General features: G+C 41.7%; 17 protein-coding genes. 5 read left to right on the top strand and 12 right to left on the bottom strand.

Annotated features, from left to right (window positions below; all coding sequences use genetic code 11):
* Positions 1-65: 65 nt before the first annotated feature.
* The 7 genes from ACM0OT_RS02720 to ACM0OT_RS02750 all read right to left on the bottom strand — a co-directional run bounded on the left by ACM0OT_RS02720 (position 66) and on the right by ACM0OT_RS02750 (position 8,921).
* A complete protein-coding gene (locus ACM0OT_RS02720; RefSeq protein ID WP_414562514.1) occupies positions 66-773 on the bottom strand; it encodes a carbonic anhydrase in 708 nt (235 codons plus the stop codon).
* A 16-nt stretch (positions 774-789) separates the two neighbouring features.
* Positions 790-1,101 carry a P-II family nitrogen regulator gene (locus ACM0OT_RS02725; protein WP_414544581.1) on the bottom strand — a complete coding sequence of 104 codons (312 nt, stop codon included), beginning with the start codon at positions 1,099-1,101 and terminating at the stop codon, positions 790-792.
* 4 nt (positions 1,102-1,105) lie between these two features.
* Positions 1,106-2,074, bottom strand: coding sequence for a sodium-dependent bicarbonate transport family permease (locus tag ACM0OT_RS02730; protein WP_414562516.1), 969 nt, complete (start codon positions 2,072-2,074; stop codon positions 1,106-1,108).
* A gap of 290 nt (positions 2,075-2,364) precedes the next feature.
* On the bottom strand, positions 2,365-6,123 hold the full coding sequence (locus ACM0OT_RS02735) for a PAS domain S-box protein (protein ID WP_414562518.1): 3,759 nt from the start codon (positions 6,121-6,123) through the stop codon (positions 2,365-2,367).
* A gap of 192 nt (positions 6,124-6,315) precedes the next feature.
* The gene (gene bioF, locus ACM0OT_RS02740) at positions 6,316-7,479 is read right to left on the bottom strand and encodes an 8-amino-7-oxononanoate synthase (protein WP_414562520.1); all 1,164 of its coding nucleotides are present in this window, start codon (positions 7,477-7,479) and stop codon (positions 6,316-6,318) included.
* A gap of 51 nt (positions 7,480-7,530) precedes the next feature.
* Positions 7,531-8,175 carry a Holliday junction branch migration protein RuvA gene (gene ruvA / locus ACM0OT_RS02745; RefSeq protein WP_414545832.1) on the bottom strand — a complete coding sequence of 215 codons (645 nt, stop codon included), beginning with the start codon at positions 8,173-8,175 and terminating at the stop codon, positions 7,531-7,533.
* The gene (locus tag ACM0OT_RS02750) at positions 8,172-8,921 is read right to left on the bottom strand and encodes a sucrose-phosphate phosphatase (RefSeq protein ID WP_414545833.1); all 750 of its coding nucleotides are present in this window, start codon (positions 8,919-8,921) and stop codon (positions 8,172-8,174) included. The genes ruvA and ACM0OT_RS02750 overlap by 4 nt, the downstream gene beginning before the upstream one ends.
* A 264-nt stretch (positions 8,922-9,185) precedes the next feature.
* On the opposite strand from ACM0OT_RS02750, the gene ACM0OT_RS02755 reads away from it, so the two are divergent.
* Entirely contained in the window at positions 9,186-9,584 is a 399-nt protein-coding gene (locus ACM0OT_RS02755) for a DoxX family protein (RefSeq protein ID WP_414562522.1), read from the top strand.
* Positions 9,585-9,707: 123 nt separating this feature from the next.
* Here ACM0OT_RS02755 and ACM0OT_RS02760 read toward each other — a convergent pair whose 3' ends face one another.
* A complete protein-coding gene (locus tag ACM0OT_RS02760) occupies positions 9,708-10,049 on the bottom strand; it encodes a hypothetical protein (RefSeq protein ID WP_414562524.1) in 342 nt (113 codons plus the stop codon).
* A 102-nt stretch (positions 10,050-10,151) separates the two neighbouring features.
* Here ACM0OT_RS02760 and ACM0OT_RS02765 point away from each other — a divergent pair, with 102 nt between their 5' ends.
* The gene (locus ACM0OT_RS02765; RefSeq protein ID WP_414562525.1) at positions 10,152-10,415 is read left to right on the top strand and encodes a hypothetical protein; all 264 of its coding nucleotides are present in this window, start codon (positions 10,152-10,154) and stop codon (positions 10,413-10,415) included.
* Here the strand turns inward: ACM0OT_RS02765 and ACM0OT_RS02770 are convergent.
* The 4 genes from ACM0OT_RS02770 to xseA are packed head-to-tail and all read right to left on the bottom strand — an operon-like array spanning position 10,402 to position 13,897.
* Positions 10,402-11,280, bottom strand: a complete 879-nt coding sequence (locus tag ACM0OT_RS02770) for a mechanosensitive ion channel family protein (protein ID WP_414562527.1) — start codon at positions 11,278-11,280, stop codon at positions 10,402-10,404. The genes ACM0OT_RS02765 and ACM0OT_RS02770 overlap by 14 nt on opposite strands.
* 4 nt (positions 11,281-11,284) lie before the next feature.
* Positions 11,285-12,403: a hypothetical protein gene (locus ACM0OT_RS02775; protein ID WP_414562529.1), complete on the bottom strand. Its 1,119-nt coding sequence runs from the start codon at positions 12,401-12,403 to the stop codon at positions 11,285-11,287.
* The gene (gene xseB / locus ACM0OT_RS02780) at positions 12,400-12,645 is read right to left on the bottom strand and encodes an exodeoxyribonuclease VII small subunit (RefSeq protein WP_414545838.1); all 246 of its coding nucleotides are present in this window, start codon (positions 12,643-12,645) and stop codon (positions 12,400-12,402) included. The genes ACM0OT_RS02775 and xseB overlap by 4 nt, the downstream gene beginning before the upstream one ends.
* Positions 12,638-13,897, bottom strand: a complete 1,260-nt coding sequence (gene xseA, locus ACM0OT_RS02785) for an exodeoxyribonuclease VII large subunit (RefSeq protein ID WP_414562531.1) — start codon at positions 13,895-13,897, stop codon at positions 12,638-12,640. The genes xseB and xseA overlap by 8 nt, the downstream gene beginning before the upstream one ends.
* 92 nt (positions 13,898-13,989) lie before the next feature.
* Here xseA and ACM0OT_RS02790 point away from each other — a divergent pair, with 92 nt between their 5' ends.
* From ACM0OT_RS02790 to ACM0OT_RS02800, 3 genes are all read left to right on the top strand, one after another.
* On the top strand, positions 13,990-14,223 hold the full coding sequence (locus ACM0OT_RS02790; RefSeq protein WP_414562533.1) for a hypothetical protein: 234 nt from the start codon (positions 13,990-13,992) through the stop codon (positions 14,221-14,223).
* On the top strand, positions 14,216-14,647 hold the full coding sequence (locus tag ACM0OT_RS02795) for a type II toxin-antitoxin system VapC family toxin (RefSeq protein ID WP_414562535.1): 432 nt from the start codon (positions 14,216-14,218) through the stop codon (positions 14,645-14,647). Before ACM0OT_RS02790 ends, ACM0OT_RS02795 begins: the two co-directional genes overlap by 8 nt.
* An 88-nt stretch (positions 14,648-14,735) precedes the next feature.
* Positions 14,736-18,311, top strand: coding sequence for a tetratricopeptide repeat protein (locus ACM0OT_RS02800; RefSeq protein ID WP_414562537.1), 3,576 nt, complete (start codon positions 14,736-14,738; stop codon positions 18,309-18,311).
* Positions 18,312-18,378: the final 67 nt, after the last annotated feature.

Here is an 18,378-nt window from a genome sequence, read left to right on the forward strand (position 1 = left end):
GATCGCCAACAGGGACAAGATGTTGGGTTTTGTCGCCTCAACCCAACTTTGATGATTATGGTGCCTCAAGTAATAATGGTGACACTACCTGTATCCAAGTCGTAACGACCCCCCACAATTTCTAACTTGCCTGTCTTTATCCGTTCAGTTAAAAGCTTTGAGCGCTTTAATCGCTCAATTTGATATTGCACATTTGCCACCACAGCATTCTCAACTGCATCGCCTGGCTGATTTTTGACTCTTGTCACAGCTGGTTGGATTGCTTTGACAAAACTGCCAATGTCACCCAGCAGCGATTCTTTTTGCACAGCCGCAGTAACTGCACCGCATCGTTCATGACCCAGCACCATTAGCAAGGGCGTACCTAACAACACAACAGCATATTCAATACTACCGAGTACTTCCCGCGTGGCAATATTTCCCGCAACCCGGACATCAAAAATATCACCAATCCCCTGATCAAAAATAATTTCTGGTGAAACTCTTGAATCAGCACAACTGAGGATAGTTGCAAATGGATGTTGCGCTTGAGAAACTTCCTGGACTCTAGCCGCAGATTGATCAGGGTATTGAGGTTGATGTTGCACAAATCGCTGATTTCCTGCCATTAGCTTTTGTAGCACAGCATCGGCACTCAGGGACTCAGAGGTAGCTAGGGTAGCAGCTTGAGCTTGTTCGCTGTGCCAAAGTAAATCCCCGCCAGTTACCATCATCCCCAATGCTCCTGTGACCCCCAACTTCAAAAAGTCACGACGTTCTCTAAAATGCTTCATGAAATTGATTAACCTCTTACAGAGATGCTACACATTTGACAGAGCGAATCTCCATGACATCTGAGATGTAACAGGTTCCTCCAAATTTGTTGAGCAGTGGTCTAATGTTTTCGACTACAGGCTTGATTTCCTCTGGCATACAAAAGGCGATGATGTAAACATTATCGAGCATTGTCATGTCTAAATCTTCTGTTGTGCCTCGTAATCCTTTACCAGCCACATTACGAATCACAATATGATTATGTACACTTGATTTGTCTAAAACATCTAAAATTTTGCCAAGTTCAAAGGAGTTGGCAATCACTTCTATCTTTTTAACTAGGTGCATATTATTACCTCCAGAACAGGTTGATTCCGTAGAGATATAACGGAATTCCCACAATAATATTGAATGGGAAAGTCACTGCCAAAGCGGTAGAAACGTACAGACTAGGGTTTGCTTCGGGGACAGTCATTCGCATGGCAGCAGGGACAGCAATATAAGAAGCACTGGCACATAGTACAGCAAATAAGAGTGAATCTCCCTGTGGCATACCGATGACTTTGGCAATCAGTAACCCAAGACCGGCATTGACTATTGGAATTAGTATGGCAAATGAAATCAGAAAAAATCCGGTTTTTTGCAAGTCTTTAATTCTTTTGGCAGCAATTATTCCCATATCAAGTAAAAAGAAGGTGAGAACACCATAAAATAAGCCCTGAGTAAAGGGTTCTAATACCTGCCAACCATGTTCTCCTGTTAAAACACCAATCAAAAGACTACCCACTAGGAGAAAAACTGAACTATTGAGAAATGCCTCTTGTAAGACTTCCGTCCAAGATAAGTCCCGCTTGCCATCGGTAGTAAATATATTTACCAGAAGAAGACCAACAATAATTGCTGGAGATTCCATCAGGGCCAGAGCTGCGACCATATAACCATCATAATCAATGCCCAGCTCACTGAGAAAGGCACTAGCCGTAATGAAGGTGACAGCGCTAATAGAGCCGTAGGTGGCTGCGATCGCAGCTGCATCGTAAGTATCAAGTTTCAGTCTCAGGATAAAAAAGGAATAAACTGGCACAAAACAAGCCATCAACATTGCGGCTAACAGCGTTAGCACTACTTCCTGAGTAATACCGCTTTTGATCAGTTCCACTCCCCCTTTAAAGCCAATCGCCAACAGCAGATACAGCGAAAAGAGTTTGGGTATTGGTGCCGGAATTTCTAGATCCGACTTGACAAAAACAGCAATCATCCCTAAAAAGAAAAACAAGATTGGCGGATTCAGGATATTAAAAACAATTAAGTTGGCATCCATTATCACCCTCCTGATACTGATGAAACTTGCAATTAATCAAATTTTTCATTTGAAACAATTTAACCGTTGACTCATCATGTATCGTGTCTTGTTACCCCATGTCAATTGTGTGCTAGTTGAAACTGAGTAACTTGGTAATTATTTATTGTTATAAAATATACTTTTGTTTGAGTAATAGGGGTGGGGAGTGGGGGGCAGGGAGCAGGGGGCAAGGGGGAAGATAACAAATATTATTTGAGTAAATTGGATAATTTATTCTTTGGAAGTCCTTAAGGGTGGTAGTAGTGCGCCTAACATTTGGGCGGAATCAGACTAGCGATCGCTTGGGCTAACTCTACTGGATCAACGGGCTTGGAAATATGTTTTTGAAATCCGGCGGCTATGGCTTGTTGATGGTTGATTTCTCCAGCATAAGCAGTCAAGGCGATGGCCGGAATTTGTCCGCCTAGTTCTGGTGGCTTTGTTCTCACTTGGCGCATGAGCATATAGCCATCCATGATGGGCATCCCAATATCACTTAATAAAATATCTGGCTGGGATTGGGCTAATGCTTTGAGTGCCTCACGTGCTGATGCTACAGACTTGACGACTGCACCATAATGTGATAGTGCTACAGTAAAAAACTCTCGGACATCAGCTTGATCGTCTACCAAAAGAATTTCCACTCCCGCTAACAATGAATCGGGAATGCTGACTTGTGCTGGCAAAGAATTAGCACTCATGACGCGGGTTTCAGGCTTTTTATGCAACGGTAGCTTGACTGTAAAAGTTGCCCCCTGTCCTTCTCCGGGGCTTTGTACCTGCACCGTACCCCCATGAAGTTCTACTAGATGATGGACAATTGCTAGTCCTAGTCCCAGTCCGCCAAATACTCTAGTGGTTTTGGCATCGGCTTGGCGGAAGTATTCAAAAACATGAGGCAAAAATTCTGGAGTGATCCCTTGACCTGTATCAATCACCTGAATTTGAGCATCAAGTCCTATCTGTGCTAAATGTACCTCTACCCTGCCCCCTGGAGGTGTAAATTTTACAGCATTAGACACTAGATTCCAGAACACCTGTTGCAAGCGACTGGCATCCCCCATTACCTGTATATTTTCATTGGTGAATATTGTTTGAATTTGAATTGACTTAGCTTCTGCGGCTAAACTCACTGTTTCTAGGGCTGCGGCGATAGTCATTTTCAAATCGACCGCAGAGATATTTAAATTCAGCTTACCCCGTAAAATCCGCGATACATCCAGTAAGTCTTCAATTAATTGGGTTTGTAACTGAGCATTCCGCTCAATGGTTGCCAATGCTCGATCTGTAGTCGCTTCATCATACTTACGAGTGCGGAGTAACTTGGCCCACCCTAAAATTGGATTCAGGGGAGTTCGCAGTTCATGAGAAAGTACAGCTAAAAATTCATCTTTGATGCGATTGGCTGTCTCAGCTTCATCCCGTGCAGTTTGTTCGGCGGCGTAAAGTTGGGCGCGGGCGATCGCTTGGGCACATTGCTGTCCTAATGTCCAAATAAAGCCGCGATCTTCCTCATTAAATGCTTGCGGGTTAACAAAGCTTAATCCCAATGCCCCAATTGCTTTTCCTTCTACCATTAAGGGAATAGAAGCTTGGGCACTATTACCAGTTGTATTTATAGCACTTGCTAAGTTGGGGTATCGGTCAATTAAAGCTTGTGGATTTTGGATGAAAATGGGCTGTCTTGTTCTGAATGTTTCTGCCAAGGGAACAGGCGCAGTTATGGGGAAACTTGTCCAGCTATTGATTATGGACTGGGGATAGCCAACTGCTTGTACCACCTTGAGGACAGTTGCACCTTTAGCTAGCAAAACCACTGAACCTGCTGTAGCTCCCAAAGCAGCAATTCCTTGGTTGACGACTACATCAGCTACTTGTTGGGGAGTTAAGGCTTCTGAAAGGGCGGCGGTAACCTTTTGCAGACGTAGTATGCGACTGACGGCTTGTTCTGCTGCTTGTTTTGCCTGTTGAGTTTCTTGATACAATCTAGCGTTATCAATGGCTATAGCTGCACGCCGGGCAATGTCTTCAGCTAAAGTTAAATCTGTTTGTTGGTAGTGACGATGAGATTCGGCGGTGACAAAACACAAAGTTCCAAATAATTGCCCTCTGGAATAGAGAGGAATTAGCATCAAGGAACGCATACCCAAATTGCGTAGTAATTGCAGGTGTCCTTCATCTTCAGCTAATTCCCCAAGAAAAGCGTCTGTTAGTTCAGGATAAAAAACAGATTGCCCTTGTATGAGTGACTTACGAAACGGATGTTTTCTCGTACCATCTAGGGGATAACGCTGTTGGATTTGGGCTAATTGCTGACGTTTTGCTACATTAGTTGTGGCGATCGCCACTTGTCGCATGGATGAGTCTGGTTGCAGAATATCGACAGTACACCAATCTGCCATGAAGGGTACTGCCAATTTAACAAGGTTGTTTAAGGTGATTTCATAATCGAGAGTAGCCGCCAATATGGTGCTAGTTTCCACTAAAAACTGTTGCGCTGCTTCTACTTGTTTGCGTTCACTTATATCTTCAATAATCCCAAATCCATATTTTGCTTTCCCTTCACTATCCCACACAGCTGTAGAAGTCAGATTCACCCACACAATGGAATTATCTTTGCGGATGTAGCGCTTCTCTAAAGAATAACCTTTAATTTCTTTAGCTAAAACTCGCTGAGTATTGATCCAATCCAGTTCTATGTCATGAGGATGAGTAATTTCTTGGAAGTTTAACTGTATTAATTCTTCATGACTATATCCAGTAATCTCACACAAAGCGGGATTCACTTGCAGGAATTGTCCATCTAAGTCTACTTGGGCAATACCTACGGCAGCTTGGTCAAACATTGTGCGAAATCTTTCTTCACTTTCTCTTAATGCTTGTTCAGCTTGCTTGAGTTGGGTAATATCAATTGCTGTAACACCTACTCCTAGTAACTGCCCATTTGGTAAACATACTGGATAGTAGTTGACCAGACCATAACGATATGTCCCTGGTGGATAAGTTTCACCACTAATTTCTTGATTCAGCAATGGTTCTCTGGTTGCCATCAGTTGATGAAAAATCGGTTCTAGTTGCGATGACCATTGGGGTAAAACTTCCCTTAAAGTACGACCGATGTGTTGGTTGGATGGTACACCGTTGATAGCTGCCAGGGATTCATTTGCGTACACATAACGCAGTTCTGTATCGAGAAAAGCCAGTGCTACTGGTGAACTACTCAGCCAGGCATTCAGTAATGCTAAGGTTTCGTCTTTTTGCTGAATGGCTTGTCGAAGTTCTCGATTTAAATTAGCTTTTTCTAATTCTGTCTGCTTGCGCTCAGTAATATTCAACGCCGCGCAAGTAATACCCTCAACCCTATTATCTTTATTTTTGAATGGTTCAATCAGCAAATCATAATAACCGATTTGTCCACCCAAAATCAAAGCAACTTCTTCACGGGTAGAAACCCCGCTTTCTAATGCATTTTTTTTTATTTTTGTCAAGTAGTCTGCTACGGAAGTTGGATATAATTCATAGTCAGATTTGCCAATAATTTCGGCAACAGTTTTTTTACCTTGAGGGTTATGAATCCACTGATAGTTTAAATTTTTATCTTGTTGAAAAACTACGATATTGGAACTACTGAGGGCTAATCGAAATTGTTCCTCACTTACTTTCAGCTTTTGGAGATTTACCTCAGCTTGTTTTTTAGCAGTTCTAGATACTTCACATAAGATACTAATGACAACGCCCTGTAATGCAAACAATCCCAGTCGCACAAAGCTAGTGAAGTCAAGACTCAGCTCATAAGTGGGATTCAGGAAGAAGTAGTTACTGGCAAAAGATGACAATAAAGTTGCTAACAGCCCTGCTTTTAAACCACCATACCAAGCACTGACCATGACAGCGCCAAAAAACAGCAGGAATGGAGTAACGCTGATATTGAGCCAAGGATCTAGCAACAACATCAGTGCTAAAGCAATTCCCACAATTAAGACAACAATGCCATAACGTAGTGACTGAGAAGCATTAATATCAGACATGAAACTATTTAGAAAAAACTTATACTGATTGCAGATGCTTTAGTTAAATGTTGTATGCCACAAAAATCCCACTCCTTACTCCCAGCCTAAGTTAGTATCTGAGAAATTGTTGAAATAGTTTAATCAGATATTAGCACTATCAGAAATTCAAGAATCCTAGCATATTCAGATGACTAAAAAATTGACTGGTAGCTAATTTTCCTTGAGAACTGATACCAATTTTGCTATGTGTGAGGCTTGATGAGTTGCCATCACAGATATACGTATGCGACTGGTGGGGACTGTGGGTGGCCGAATAGCTGGGGCGAAAATGCCAGCTTGTTGGAGTTGCTTGCCTATATTGAGGGCTTTGGTGGCGCTAGGTAACTGAAAACATAGTATGGGTGATGCAGTAGGCAGTAATGGGAGATGGGATAACTGTGATTGCATTAACTTTTTCAAGTAGTCTACATTCTCCCAAAGTTGGACTCGGCGTTGCGGTTCTGTTTGTACAATCTCAATTGCAGCTAAAGCCGCCGCCGTGTCTGCGGGTGAAAGGGCTGTGGTATAAATCCAACTCGGTGCGCGATTGCGTAAAAAATCAATTAAGGTGGCACTTCCCGCTACATAACCGCCTAAACTACCCAAGGCTTTACTCAATGTGCCAATTTGAATTAAATTTCTGCCTGTGCAACCAAAATGTTCTACACACCCAGCACCAGTTTTTCCCATGACACCAGTGGCATGAGCTTCATCAACTAGCAGCATACAGCTAAACTCATCAGCTAAATCCAACAGCGCTGGTAATGGGCATAAGTCGCCATCCATGCTGAAGACGCTATCAGTAATAATTAAACAGCGTTGATAATTGTGTCGATGCTCAAGCAACTGAGTTTTTAATACTGCGACATCACAGTGGGGGTATTCAATTAACGTTGCACCGCTAAGAATCGCCCCATTTTTCAAACTGGAATGATTATATTGGTCAGATAAAATTAAATCCCGCTTACCCATCAAAGCGGCGATCGCACCCAAATTAGCCAGATACCCAGAACTAAATACTACTGCATCTGCTGTTTGTTTGAGCGAGGCGATCGCCTGTTCCAATTCTCTGTGTAATTCCCTATGACCGCTGAGTAATCTAGAACCAGTACTACCAGTACCAAATTCAGCGATCGCACTCACGGCAGCCTTAATTAAGCGTTCATCCCCAGCTAATCCCAAATAATCATTACTAGCAAAATTAATCACCTCTTCCCCAGCCAACAACACAGTTGCACCGGAGCGACCGTGGATTGTTTTTACAGAACGATACCAGTCTGCCCGATGAATAGTTGCCAGGGATTTTTCTATCCAAGCGTAGGGGTCTGGGGGCATTTGTGGGGAGTGGGGAGTAGGGAGTAGGGGAGACTAATTAAGAATTACGAATTACAACTGACTCACTTGTTCGCTGCTGCTAAGATGAGCGATCGCTTGTTTGATCCAGTCTTCTACGTAGGCGTCTTTTGGTAGTCCAATGTCTTCGCTAACTACATGGAGGGCGTGACTGACTTCATGGGCAGTATATCCTAAGGCGAAGAGGGTCATTTGTACTTCTTCGAGTATTCCTGGTGCTGGGCCGCCTGTAGCCACGAAGAAGCCTGCTGATTTGCGCCATTCGACTAGTTTGCTTTTCAGTTCTAAACAAATGCGTTCAGCAGTTTTTTTGCCAACGCCAGGGGCTTGGATTAAAACTTGGGTGTTGGCGGCGATGATGGCTTGGACTAAATCTGGCAGTTCTAAGGTGTCTAATAAGGCGATAGCTAAGGCTGCGCCGATACCGCTAACAGTTAGTAAGTGGCGGAATAAATCACGTTCTGAAGGGGAAGCAAAGCCGTAGAGAAATGGTACTTCGTCACGAATTTGTAAATGGGTGAAAATTTGGATCACTCCTCCCGATTCTGGCAACTGTTGTGACAGGCGCTGGGGAATTTGCAAATCATAGCCCAAATTATTTACTTCTAGAGTCAACATCACGCGACTCCCGCCAATTGTTTGAATACCAGCAACGATCCCTTTGAGATAGCTAATCATTCTAAGAACCCAAAATATTTTAACCCTTCAAGAATTCCACCTGCACACAAGTCTTGTGCTAGGTAACGATAGTTAGCGGGATACTCGTTGTGCCACTGGAGTAACTCTGGACGGGCATTCCCGACTATGATTCCCCGTTCGTTGCCTACAGCGAATAAAGCAATATCATTACCCGAATCACCACAGACAACTGTTTGTTCTGCTGCAAATTTCCACTTTTGACGCAGAAACTGCATTGCCTGACCTTTATCGCTGGTACGGGGCAAAATGTCAAGGTCAATACCGCTACTATAAATTAACTTTATATTTAGTTCACATTTTTGCAATTCTGCTTCTAGTTTTGGTAGAACCGTGACAGCGACTTGTTGATCGATAAAGCAACTAACTTTAAATTCACGTTGTTCTGAGTCTGGTTGCAGTTCTAACTCCGGAAAAGACTTAGCAATTTTTAATACTAATTCCCGATCCCAGCCAGTGGAGAGGATTTCTGACCAACCTGCATCGGGGGTATCATGACCATCGAGATAAATTTCTGTACCCACAGACAGGACGAGTGCATCGGGTTGCATGAGATTTTTTTCTTGCTGAAGTTCGCGGTAAAGTATAGGCGATCGCCCAGTAGCATAAACAATTTTAGTTCCGTAGGCTTGGCGATGTTGGTCAAGTTTTTGACTCAGTTCTGTTAACGCCGCGTCATTACCCACGAAGGTGTGATCTAGATCAGTGACAAAAAGAAAAGGTTTCATGATTTTGATGTACTCCAAGTTGGTAGTTGCAGAAATACCCGAAAATCCCACAGTCGCCCAAATGCAATCTGTGGAAACTGATTCTTGACGATGCGTTCCGAGTTAATTTACCAGATTTTGGTTCTTGTGTATTCTGACTGATGTCATAATTCTGTAATTGTTGGTCTGTGATTCTGTATCTAGCAATTTACCAAAGCTATCTTGAGATAGAAGTATCAGATCACAGTAATCGCTACGATTTAATCAGTATTTCTGCTATTGTCTATGTCTTTTGCATTTAAACAAATTCATCACCGCAAAGAATTACTTCGTGTGATTTTTGCTATATGCATCATCATCGTTGGCATTACTCATTTTCTCATACCAGAGCAATACGCCCGCATTGTCCCGCCAGTTTTTCCGCCATTAACATCAGTCTATGTCAGCGGTGTGTTTGAAATTCTCGGTGGCATTGGCTTAATGATACCGTTTGTCAGTGCGACAGCAGCATGGGGACTAATTGCTTTATTTATTGGTGTCTTTCCTGCCAATATTTACATGACTATACACAACATTCAGATTGAAGGCATTCCCCATAATCAATTATTGTATTTAGCTAGGCTACCTTTTCAGGCAGTTTTGATTGCTTGGGCATACTGGTATACTTTGGACGATAAACCTTAGTTGTAGTGGCGATCGCTTCTGATTCATTACGAACTGTCAGGTATTTAGCAGTATGGCAGTAAGCACAAAAATCAGCAAATTTTGCCCGGATTTTGCGTTGTAATTCAACAGGAATATAAACACTCACGCCACTTTTGATATGCCTTTGGTTTTTAAAGTATATTTAGCCCTAGTTTTTAAAATATTTAATTGGTCAATCTGTGATAACAAGCTATCTAAATTAGATTTTTCTTCAGCTGACAGCAAATTCTCTGCATTTCGCTCCAATAAATTATTTAACTCAACTTGGGATTTTGGTGACAACATACTTGCTGCCAAAGCCTGTAATTCATCCAAGCTTAGTCCAGTTAAAATTTCACTATCTTCTACCGATGAATTTGTCAAATTTTGGTATGTTGCTAAATCTAACAGCACACCAACTCGTTCTCCATTTTGATTGGTAACATACTGTATAGAATCAGACATCTCAACATATTGGTATTCATAGCGGCTAACTATAGTTTATCAGTTTCTAGATGAAGTAGAATTGAACGAGAAAATTTTTTGTATCTAACACAACCAAAGCTTATGGAAACGAGAAAGCATAAAATTTGTCAGCTAGAGGCGACTCAGGAGTGGTTGTGTTTAGATTCAATGGGATATATTGCAGAATGTTTAGAAGCTTGTACATCTATAGATATGCTGGCTGATTTAAGAGAAATCTTTCCCCGTCAAGGATTGACAGTATCCAGTGTGCAAGTCTGTGAATTACAAAGAAAGCGCATTCAGAAATGGCTAAAATTACTGAATCAAGAAAGTCAAAACTTAGACACATCTCCTAAGTGTCTCTAATTAAGATATGTGTGCTATCCTCAGATGTTTCACCTGGTTGTGGATAGCAAAGACTTTGTGTAGCAAATGCTTGTTTAGCTTGTCGCAGAAGATCAGTTTTGTAAAGAAACTCTTCTCTCGCATCCATTGGGTAAGACTTAAGTTTAAATTTGGTACACCAAGGTAATTCTTCCATAACTACAACAATGGGTAGTTTTAATTGTGTGTATTTGCTACTGTAAGCAGCTTGATAGAGAATGCGGATTACCTGCTCAAAATCAACTGTATGATTTAAATAAAATTCCGTAACAACCTGTGCTTCTAACTCGCCACTGTTGGCATTAGAAATAGCATCTGTCCAAGTTTTATTGTGGGGAATAGTCACAACATTATCATCAGGGGTTTGTAGTCTTAGTCCACGTAAACCGTAACCAATTACTTCACCGTAGTGTTCGCCAATAGTAATGCGATCGCCTACTCGATAAGGTGCTTCAAATAAGGTGACAATACCTGCAATAATGGAACTTACATAATCTTTAAAAGCAAATCCCAATGCCACAGCAACAGTACCAGTTAGCGCTAAAAGATTAGTTTCGGAAAGTTTGAGAAATAGATGCAGTAGGTAAACTATAGTCGCCAATAAAATTAGCGCTTTCCAAAAAGGTACTGATTGTTTAATCAAAAGTCGAAAGCGCCGGGGGACTCGTTCAGATAACCAATTAAAGAACGATTGAAATGTGATTGAGATTGTGTAGGCGACGACAATGCAAATCAAGGCTTTGAGAATTTTGTTGACTGTAATTTCAGCCAGAAGTTTGCTGATGGCTTGATTACCATTTGCCACTTGAGCTATAAAAAGTAGAAATGTAGAATTATCAAAAGACATATATTTAGTCTTTGCCAATCAAAAAATTGTTATTATTCAACTCAGTTTTAAGAGAAGGATAATAAGCGGGATAAAGACTTAACTGTTCTTGCTGTTGGATGATGACACCCGCACGTAGCAGCATTTGTACACGCGATCGCACCAGTTGTTCACTTTCACCTAAACTGAAAGCTAAATGAGTCCGAGTAATTTGACCGTGGACTAGTAGAGAATGCAATAGGTAACGATCAATTGCCGTCAAATCAGGTAAACTTGGTAAAATCGGCTTAGTTTGTTGCAGATTACTAGCCATTTCTTGAGTCACACCTGGAGATTTAGAAACAGCATCAGGTATATCAGCCGCACGCATTCGCAGTCTTTGCAACCACAAATAAGCCGCCACACTACTCACCCCATCAGCTAAACTAGCCAGTGATTTAGAGTCAGCTAAATTTGTATTTTCTTGATTATCTTGGGTAGATAATTCTTGAGTTACTGGTGCTAACCATTGTTCCAGTGCTTTCCCATTTAATTGAGGTAGGTAATGAACTTCTTCTAAATAAGCACTTATTTGACAAACCTGATCTAAAAATGACCAAGCCCAAGAATTACAACCAATCAACCAAAACTTAGACTGGTCATGTACAACTGCATTTTGCAGAAACTCGATACCTTCCCAGCCGCCTATACATCGCAAAAAACATTGTGCCAAACAAGGAATTACAATCAGTTCTTGATGAGAATCTGAAGATAAAACCTCCTCAATTACCCTTATTAAAGCCGAAGCATCAGTTGTTCGCCGCCAACTTCTCAAAGGATTGATAACTTGTAAATCTTTTAACAACTCGCCTGTCAAACTTCCCTGCAAAATTTCTGCAATTGGTTCCACAGGACAACCTAAAACCACCAAACTATTAGCAGAATTAGTATTTTGCTGCCAATTTGTCAAAGCCGTTTTCAGTACTTCTTGAATGCTGGTAGTATAATCAACCGGATGAGATAACCGATTTATTTTTTCTGCAAATTCCTGAATAATTCCCTCAGGAGGACTATCAAGCAGATTATCAGGATTAGTTGTTTTCGCCTGAGAAAGCCCAGACTGAAACCAATTGATAGCCGATCTGAGTTTTGCACCCATCATCATTGCATAGTTGAATCATCACTCAAAGTCTCAATCAACAAATTCACCTGCTGCTGTCGCTGCTGCAAAAAACCCTCACACTGACGCAAAGACTCAACAGCACTAGCGAACTGTGCAAACACATCCTCCAACTCCAACTCACCCGCCTCAATACGAGCGATAATTTCCTCAATCTCCAAAACCTTCGCCTCATAATTCCAACCCTCCATCGAGTCAGAACTAGAAGCACCCTTACGCTTAACCATGAAAATCTTGGCGTCCTTGGCGCCTCGGCGGTTCGTTAACATTCACCACCTTAACTGTAACCTCCCCCTGCCCCAACTGAATCAACAAATCCTCCCCCACAGCCAACTCAGAAGCAGAACGAGCGATCGCCCCATCTTCCCTTCTGACCACAGCATAACCACGCTGCAAAACCGCCTTAGGGTCAAGACTAGCCAGCTTTTCCCGTAACAATTCTAAACGCTGCTGTGCTTGCTGCGATCGCCCCAACGTCACCTGTAACAGCTGCTTTTTTTTCCAACTTAACCGCAGCATCTCCTGCTGTACCTGTCGATCCAAACCCAAACGCCGCAATCGCTGACGTAAACCTTGCAACTTATTCTCAGCACTCGCCTCAAATTCCAGTACCGCCTCACGCAAAGCCATCACCCTTTGCCGATGCTGATGATATAACTCAGATATAGCAGGTACCACAGTTTCCGCCGCCGCCGTTGGTGTATGGGCGCAAAAATCAGCAACTAAATCCGCCAAAGACTCATCGCGTTGATGACCAATACCAGTAATTACCGGGACAGAACAACTAGCAACAGCCCGTACCACCCGTTCATCATTAAAGCAAGCCAACTCCTCAACCGCACCACCACCCCGTGATAAAATTAACACCTCAGCCCGACCATCACGATTTACCCGATTAATCGCCTTAACTATAGACTCTGGTGCTTGCTCACCTTGTACCGTAGCCGGAGAAAATAAAACCTGTAAACCGGGATATCGTTGCTTAAGAGTTTTTTGAATATCCCCCCAAGCCGCTGCTGTCGGAGAAGTTACCACTGCGATCGTTTGGGGGTGCAGCGGTAGAGGACGTTTACGTTCTAAGTCGAATAAACCCTCAGCCAGCAAGCGATTTTTTAATTGTTGATAGCGTAAAGCTTGTAACCCAGCCCCAGCAGGTAAAGCTTGCCATACAGATAATTGATACTCTCCCCTTTGCGGGTAAACCCGGATACTACCTAAGATAATTACCTGCTCACCAGGAACAGGCATTTGAGCCAACTTCGGGATTTGACCATTCCAGACCACACATTTAATACCAGCTGTTCCATCTGGGTCTTGTAGCGTAAAAAACAACCCACTGCGATGGTGATTAGCACTGGAAACTTCCCCAGTCACCCAAACTTGCCGTAATTGCTCATCTTGCTCTAACAGCAAGCGAATATAGTCAGTTAATCCAGATACCGAAAGCGCCGTATCAGGAATGAGAGAGTTAAAAGTCATCAAAGATGCGTGTTAGCAAAAGCCTAGTGAAATCTTAGCAAATAATTTTGCGTTACACTAAATACATCGTTATGTCAAAGGTTTAAATAATTATGGAAAAAATAGAACTTGAACTAGATAGAGTTACCTTTGAACGAGCAAAAACTCTGGCTATAGTTAATCAATCAAGTTTAACAGAATTGATTAGTCATGTAATTGAAAGGTTGGCAGAAATTCAGGAGAAAAAAGATCCATTAATGGGATTATATGCTGATGTTCCAGAAATTGTAGATGAAATTGTTGCTGAAGCGATGGAAAACAGAGGGCATAGGATAGAGGATGAATGAAAAAATAGATAAGTCCCTACTTGATACAGATATTCTTTCAGAAATTATTAAAAGAATCAATCCTCGGGTGATTGATAAGGCTAACGCTTATTTGAACCAATTTGATAAATACACAATTTCTGTAATCACTGTAATGGAAATTGTAGAAGGTTGGCAAAAAAGAAGACAAGAACAACGTCTACAGCAATTTTTAACTATCCTGGATTCACAGGAAATATTATCTTTTAAATTAACAGAAGCAGTATTAGCTGGAAAAATATATGCAGATTTAGAGGTAGTAGGAAAAAGGATTGGTTATCCTGATTGTATGATTGCTGCTATTGCTATCCATCATAATCTGACTTTAGTGACTGGTAACTTATCTCACTATCAAAGGATTCAAGACTTAGGTTATTCACTAAAACTAAATAATTGGCGTTTATAGTCATCAGGGTATTTAATTTACGCACAGCAATACTAATCATCAGTGTAGTATGTAGGTATGTAATCATACGTGCGGGCCAGCTTACCCCATGACAGTCATCACAATTCGGGAAGAAGGGCGAATAGATACCGGATTTGCAGCAATTCTCCAATTTGATGGCGGAGAATACCCAGTTACGATTAGTGACCCCTTTACCCCCAAGGAAGAAAAACTACTAGAGTGGTATTTTGAAGAATGGGTAACGTTTCCTTTTAGTGATACTGTAATTGCAGAGAGGGCAGCAGCTAGCGTTAAAATATACGGTGAAAGCCTATTTAAGCAGGTTTTTCAGGCAGATTTCAATGCTTACAGCTTATATCGACAACTGCGGGGTAATCTGAGTCAAGTACAGATTGAAATCGTGGCGAAAACCCCAGAATTTCACGCTTTACACTGGGAAGCTCTACAAGACCCAGATTTAAGCCGACCACTGGCGGTAGACTGTGTAATGTTGCGGAAGAATGTCAGACCTGCACCACCTGTATCAGCTAATGTGCAGTCATCGCCTGTGATTAATCTGTTGGTAGTGGTGGCGCGTCCAGATGAGGAAAGGGATGTGGGCTATCGGACAATTTCTCGCCCGTTGCTAGAGTTGATTGATAATAGCAATTTGCGGGTAAATGTTGAGTTGCTGCGTCCGGGAACTTACGAAAGTTTGTCTAAGCATTTACAAGAAAAAGGTGCGGGATTTTACCATATCGTTCATTTGGATATGCACGGGGCGCTGCTAAATTATCAACAGGTTCAGTCTTCCAGCAAACCTGAACGCTATTTTTATAAAGGGCGCTATGGACGTGGTGATTTGCAGCCCTTTGATGGGGTGAAAGCTTTTGTCTGCTTTGAGGGCGAGTCTCAGGGTAAGGTTGATTTGGTAGAAGCTTCAGAGTTAGCCGCATTGTTGACAGGAAAGGGGATTCCTGTGTGTATTCTCAATGCTTGTCAGTCGGGGAAACAGGTGAAGAACTCCGCCAGCGAGGAGGGGTTAAGTGAAGATGCTCGTGAAACCAGTCTGGGAAGCCGGTTAATGACCGCAGGGATGCAGATGGTGGTGGCTATGGGGTATTCTGTCACTGTGTCGGCGGCAAAGTTGATGATGTCACAGCTTTATCAACATTTGTTTGATCATAAACCCATGAATGAAGCTATCAGGCTGGGGAGGCTGGAACTGTTCAATGATAAAGAACGTAAAGCCTATTTCAATAAATATATTAATTTAGAAGATTGGTTATTACCTGTGGTTTATTCTCATCAGGTAGTGAATTTTAATTTACGGCAGTTTACACCAGAAGAAGAAGAGAAATATTACGAATCTGTCGCCATTCAGTATAGTTTTTCCTTGCCGGAATATGGATTTATTGGTCGGGATTTGGAGATTCTCAAAATTGAGAAAGCTTTGATCAGGCATAATGTTTTGCTGTTGCAAGGTATGGGGGGAACAGGTAAAACTACTTTGTTAAATTATTTAAGGGAATGGTGGCAGAGGACACATTTTGTTGAGGATGTATTTTATTTTGGCTATGACCAAAAAGCCTGGACACTGACACAAATTCTGTTTGATATTGGTCAGCAAGTGTATGGTAAGTTTGAACAGGTGCAGTTTCAAGCCATGAGTCAGCCTGCACAAGTACAGAAATTAGTGGCAAAGTTGCGGAGTGCAGCTTACGCTGTAATTTTGGATAATTTGGAATCGGTGACTGGGCAACAACTGGCGATTCAAAATACTTTACCAGAGGCAGAACGTCAGCAAATCCGGGATTTTATTGGGAAGTTGGTAGGTGGTAAAACGCGGGTGGTTTTGGGTTCGCGGAGTCGGGAAGAATGGCTACAAAGTCAGACTTTTAAACAGAATATTTACGAGTTACAAGGATTAGATAAAGAAGCTCGAACTGAATTAGCAGAGAAAATTTTAGAACGGAATGTAGCTGCACACCTTATTGATGGGATTCGTCAAGATGCGGATTTTGACAAGTTGATTAAATTGTTGGCAGGGTATCCCTTGGCGATGGAAGTTGTGTTGACGAATTTGCAAAGGCAATCACCCCAGGAGATTTTGCAGGGGTTGCAAAGTGCTGATGTAAATTTGGATGTGGTGAGTGAGGATAAGACCAAGAGTATTTTGAAATGTGTGGAATATTCTCACAGTAATTTGTCACCAGATGCACAGAAGTTGTTGCTGTGTTTAGCTCCTTTTAGTGGGTTTATTGGACGTGGAACTATTCCGCATTACATCAAGGAACTAGAAAAGCTAGAACCATTAAATGATTATGATTTTGATAAGTTAGATGATGCCATTCAAGAGGCAATTAACTGGGGTTTACTCTCACTGATTGATAAGAATAAGAACTTCCTCAAAATTCAACCTATTTTCCCCTACTTTTTAAAGACTAAGTTAGGATCTGTTGATGAGACAATACAGGCAGCTTTAGAAGATGGATTTAAAAACTACTATATAGATTTGGCAGGATATTATTCTCAGAGGATGGATTTTCAAGATGCTCAAGAACGTCAAAGGGGTATAGCTTTCTGTAGCTGGGAATATGAAAACCTTTATCATGCCCTGCAAATTTGTTTGCATAAACAAGAAAGTATTAGTATCTACTTTTGTTTATTTCAATACCTTTATTTGATTAGTGATAACCAAAGTAACCTCAAGTTGGCAGAAATGGTTTGTCAAAATTTAAAAAATTATCCCCCGGCATTTATCCAGAGTGAATTAGGTTATCAGATAGCACTGGCAATTGATAGACTGGGTATTTGTCAACTGAAGGCAAAGCAGTACTATCAAGCTAAATGTTCTTACGAAAAGACTTTAGAACTTTATCCTACTTTAGTGGGTATAGAAGAAAGACAAAAACAACTTTGGCAAGCCGTCGTCTACCATAATTTGGGATATGTTGCCCAAGAATTGCGAGAATATGGAGAGGCACGGCGCAATTATCAACAGGCTTTGAATATTTTTATCGAATATGGCGATCGCTATGAACAAGCCAAAACCTACCATAATTTGGGATATGTTGCCCAAAAATTGCGAGAATATGAAGAAGCACGGCGCAATTATCAACAGGCTTTGAACATCTTCATCGAATATGGCGATCGCTATTCCCAAGCTCAAACCTACCATAATTTGGGAACAGTTGCCGACGAATTGCGAGAATATGAAGAAGCACGGCGCAATTATCAACAGGCTTTGAATATCTTCATCGAATATGGCGATCGCTATTCCCAAGCTCAAACCTACCATAATTTGGGAACAGTTGCCGACGAATTGCGAGAATATGAAAAGGCACGGCGCAATTATCAACAGGCTTTGAATATCGACATCGAATATAACGATCATTATTCCCAAGCCAAAACCTACCATAATTTGGGAATGGTTGCCCAAGATTTGCGAGAATATGAAGAAGCACGGCACAATTATCAACAGGCTTTGAATATCAAAATCGAATATGGCGATCGCTATTCCCAAGCCATCACATACCACAACTTAGGACTACTTGCAGAAGCAGAGGAAAATTACCCAGAGGCGAGGGCTAACTTGCAGACAGCGTTAGAGATATTTGTTGAGTATCAGGATGAATATTATGCAGCGATGACACGGGAAAATTTAGACAAATTACCAGATTAATCATGAAGTGAGGCATTACCCCTCCCCGCAAGCGAAGAAAGGGCTAAGATTTAAAGATAAAACTAAA

Source organism: Anabaena sp. CCY 9613 (assembly GCF_963920895.1).
In the GTDB taxonomy this organism is placed as follows: domain Bacteria; phylum Cyanobacteriota; class Cyanobacteriia; order Cyanobacteriales; family Nostocaceae; genus Cyanocohniella.

Bases quoted from the DNA above. Each gene is read 5' to 3' on its own strand.
- ACM0OT_RS02720 (WP_414562514.1), bottom strand. From the start codon at position 773: ATGAAGCATTTTAGAGAACGTCGTGACTTTTTGAAGTTGGGGGTCACA.
- ACM0OT_RS02725 (WP_414544581.1), bottom strand. From the start codon at position 1,101: ATGCACCTAGTTAAAAAGATAGAAGTGATTGCCAACTCCTTTGAACTT.
- ACM0OT_RS02730 (WP_414562516.1), bottom strand. From the start codon at position 2,074: ATGGATGCCAACTTAATTGTTTTTAATATCCTGAATCCGCCAATCTTG.
- ACM0OT_RS02735 (WP_414562518.1), bottom strand. From the start codon at position 6,123: ATGTCTGATATTAATGCTTCTCAGTCACTACGTTATGGCATTGTTGTC.
- bioF (WP_414562520.1), bottom strand. From the start codon at position 7,479: ATGCCCCCAGACCCCTACGCTTGGATAGAAAAATCCCTGGCAACTATT.
- ruvA (WP_414545832.1), bottom strand. From the start codon at position 8,175: ATGATTAGCTATCTCAAAGGGATCGTTGCTGGTATTCAAACAATTGGC.
- ACM0OT_RS02750 (WP_414545833.1), bottom strand. From the start codon at position 8,921: ATGAAACCTTTTCTTTTTGTCACTGATCTAGATCACACCTTCGTGGGT.
- ACM0OT_RS02755 (WP_414562522.1), top strand. From the start codon at position 9,186: ATGTCTTTTGCATTTAAACAAATTCATCACCGCAAAGAATTACTTCGT.
- ACM0OT_RS02760 (WP_414562524.1), bottom strand. From the start codon at position 10,049: ATGTCTGATTCTATACAGTATGTTACCAATCAAAATGGAGAACGAGTT.
- ACM0OT_RS02765 (WP_414562525.1), top strand. From the start codon at position 10,152: ATGGAAACGAGAAAGCATAAAATTTGTCAGCTAGAGGCGACTCAGGAG.
- ACM0OT_RS02770 (WP_414562527.1), bottom strand. From the start codon at position 11,280: ATGTCTTTTGATAATTCTACATTTCTACTTTTTATAGCTCAAGTGGCA.
- ACM0OT_RS02775 (WP_414562529.1), bottom strand. From the start codon at position 12,403: ATGATGATGGGTGCAAAACTCAGATCGGCTATCAATTGGTTTCAGTCT.
- xseB (WP_414545838.1), bottom strand. From the start codon at position 12,645: ATGGTTAAGCGTAAGGGTGCTTCTAGTTCTGACTCGATGGAGGGTTGG.
- xseA (WP_414562531.1), bottom strand. From the start codon at position 13,897: ATGACTTTTAACTCTCTCATTCCTGATACGGCGCTTTCGGTATCTGGA.
- ACM0OT_RS02790 (WP_414562533.1), top strand. From the start codon at position 13,990: ATGGAAAAAATAGAACTTGAACTAGATAGAGTTACCTTTGAACGAGCA.
- ACM0OT_RS02795 (WP_414562535.1), top strand. From the start codon at position 14,216: ATGAATGAAAAAATAGATAAGTCCCTACTTGATACAGATATTCTTTCA.
- ACM0OT_RS02800 (WP_414562537.1), top strand. From the start codon at position 14,736: ATGACAGTCATCACAATTCGGGAAGAAGGGCGAATAGATACCGGATTT.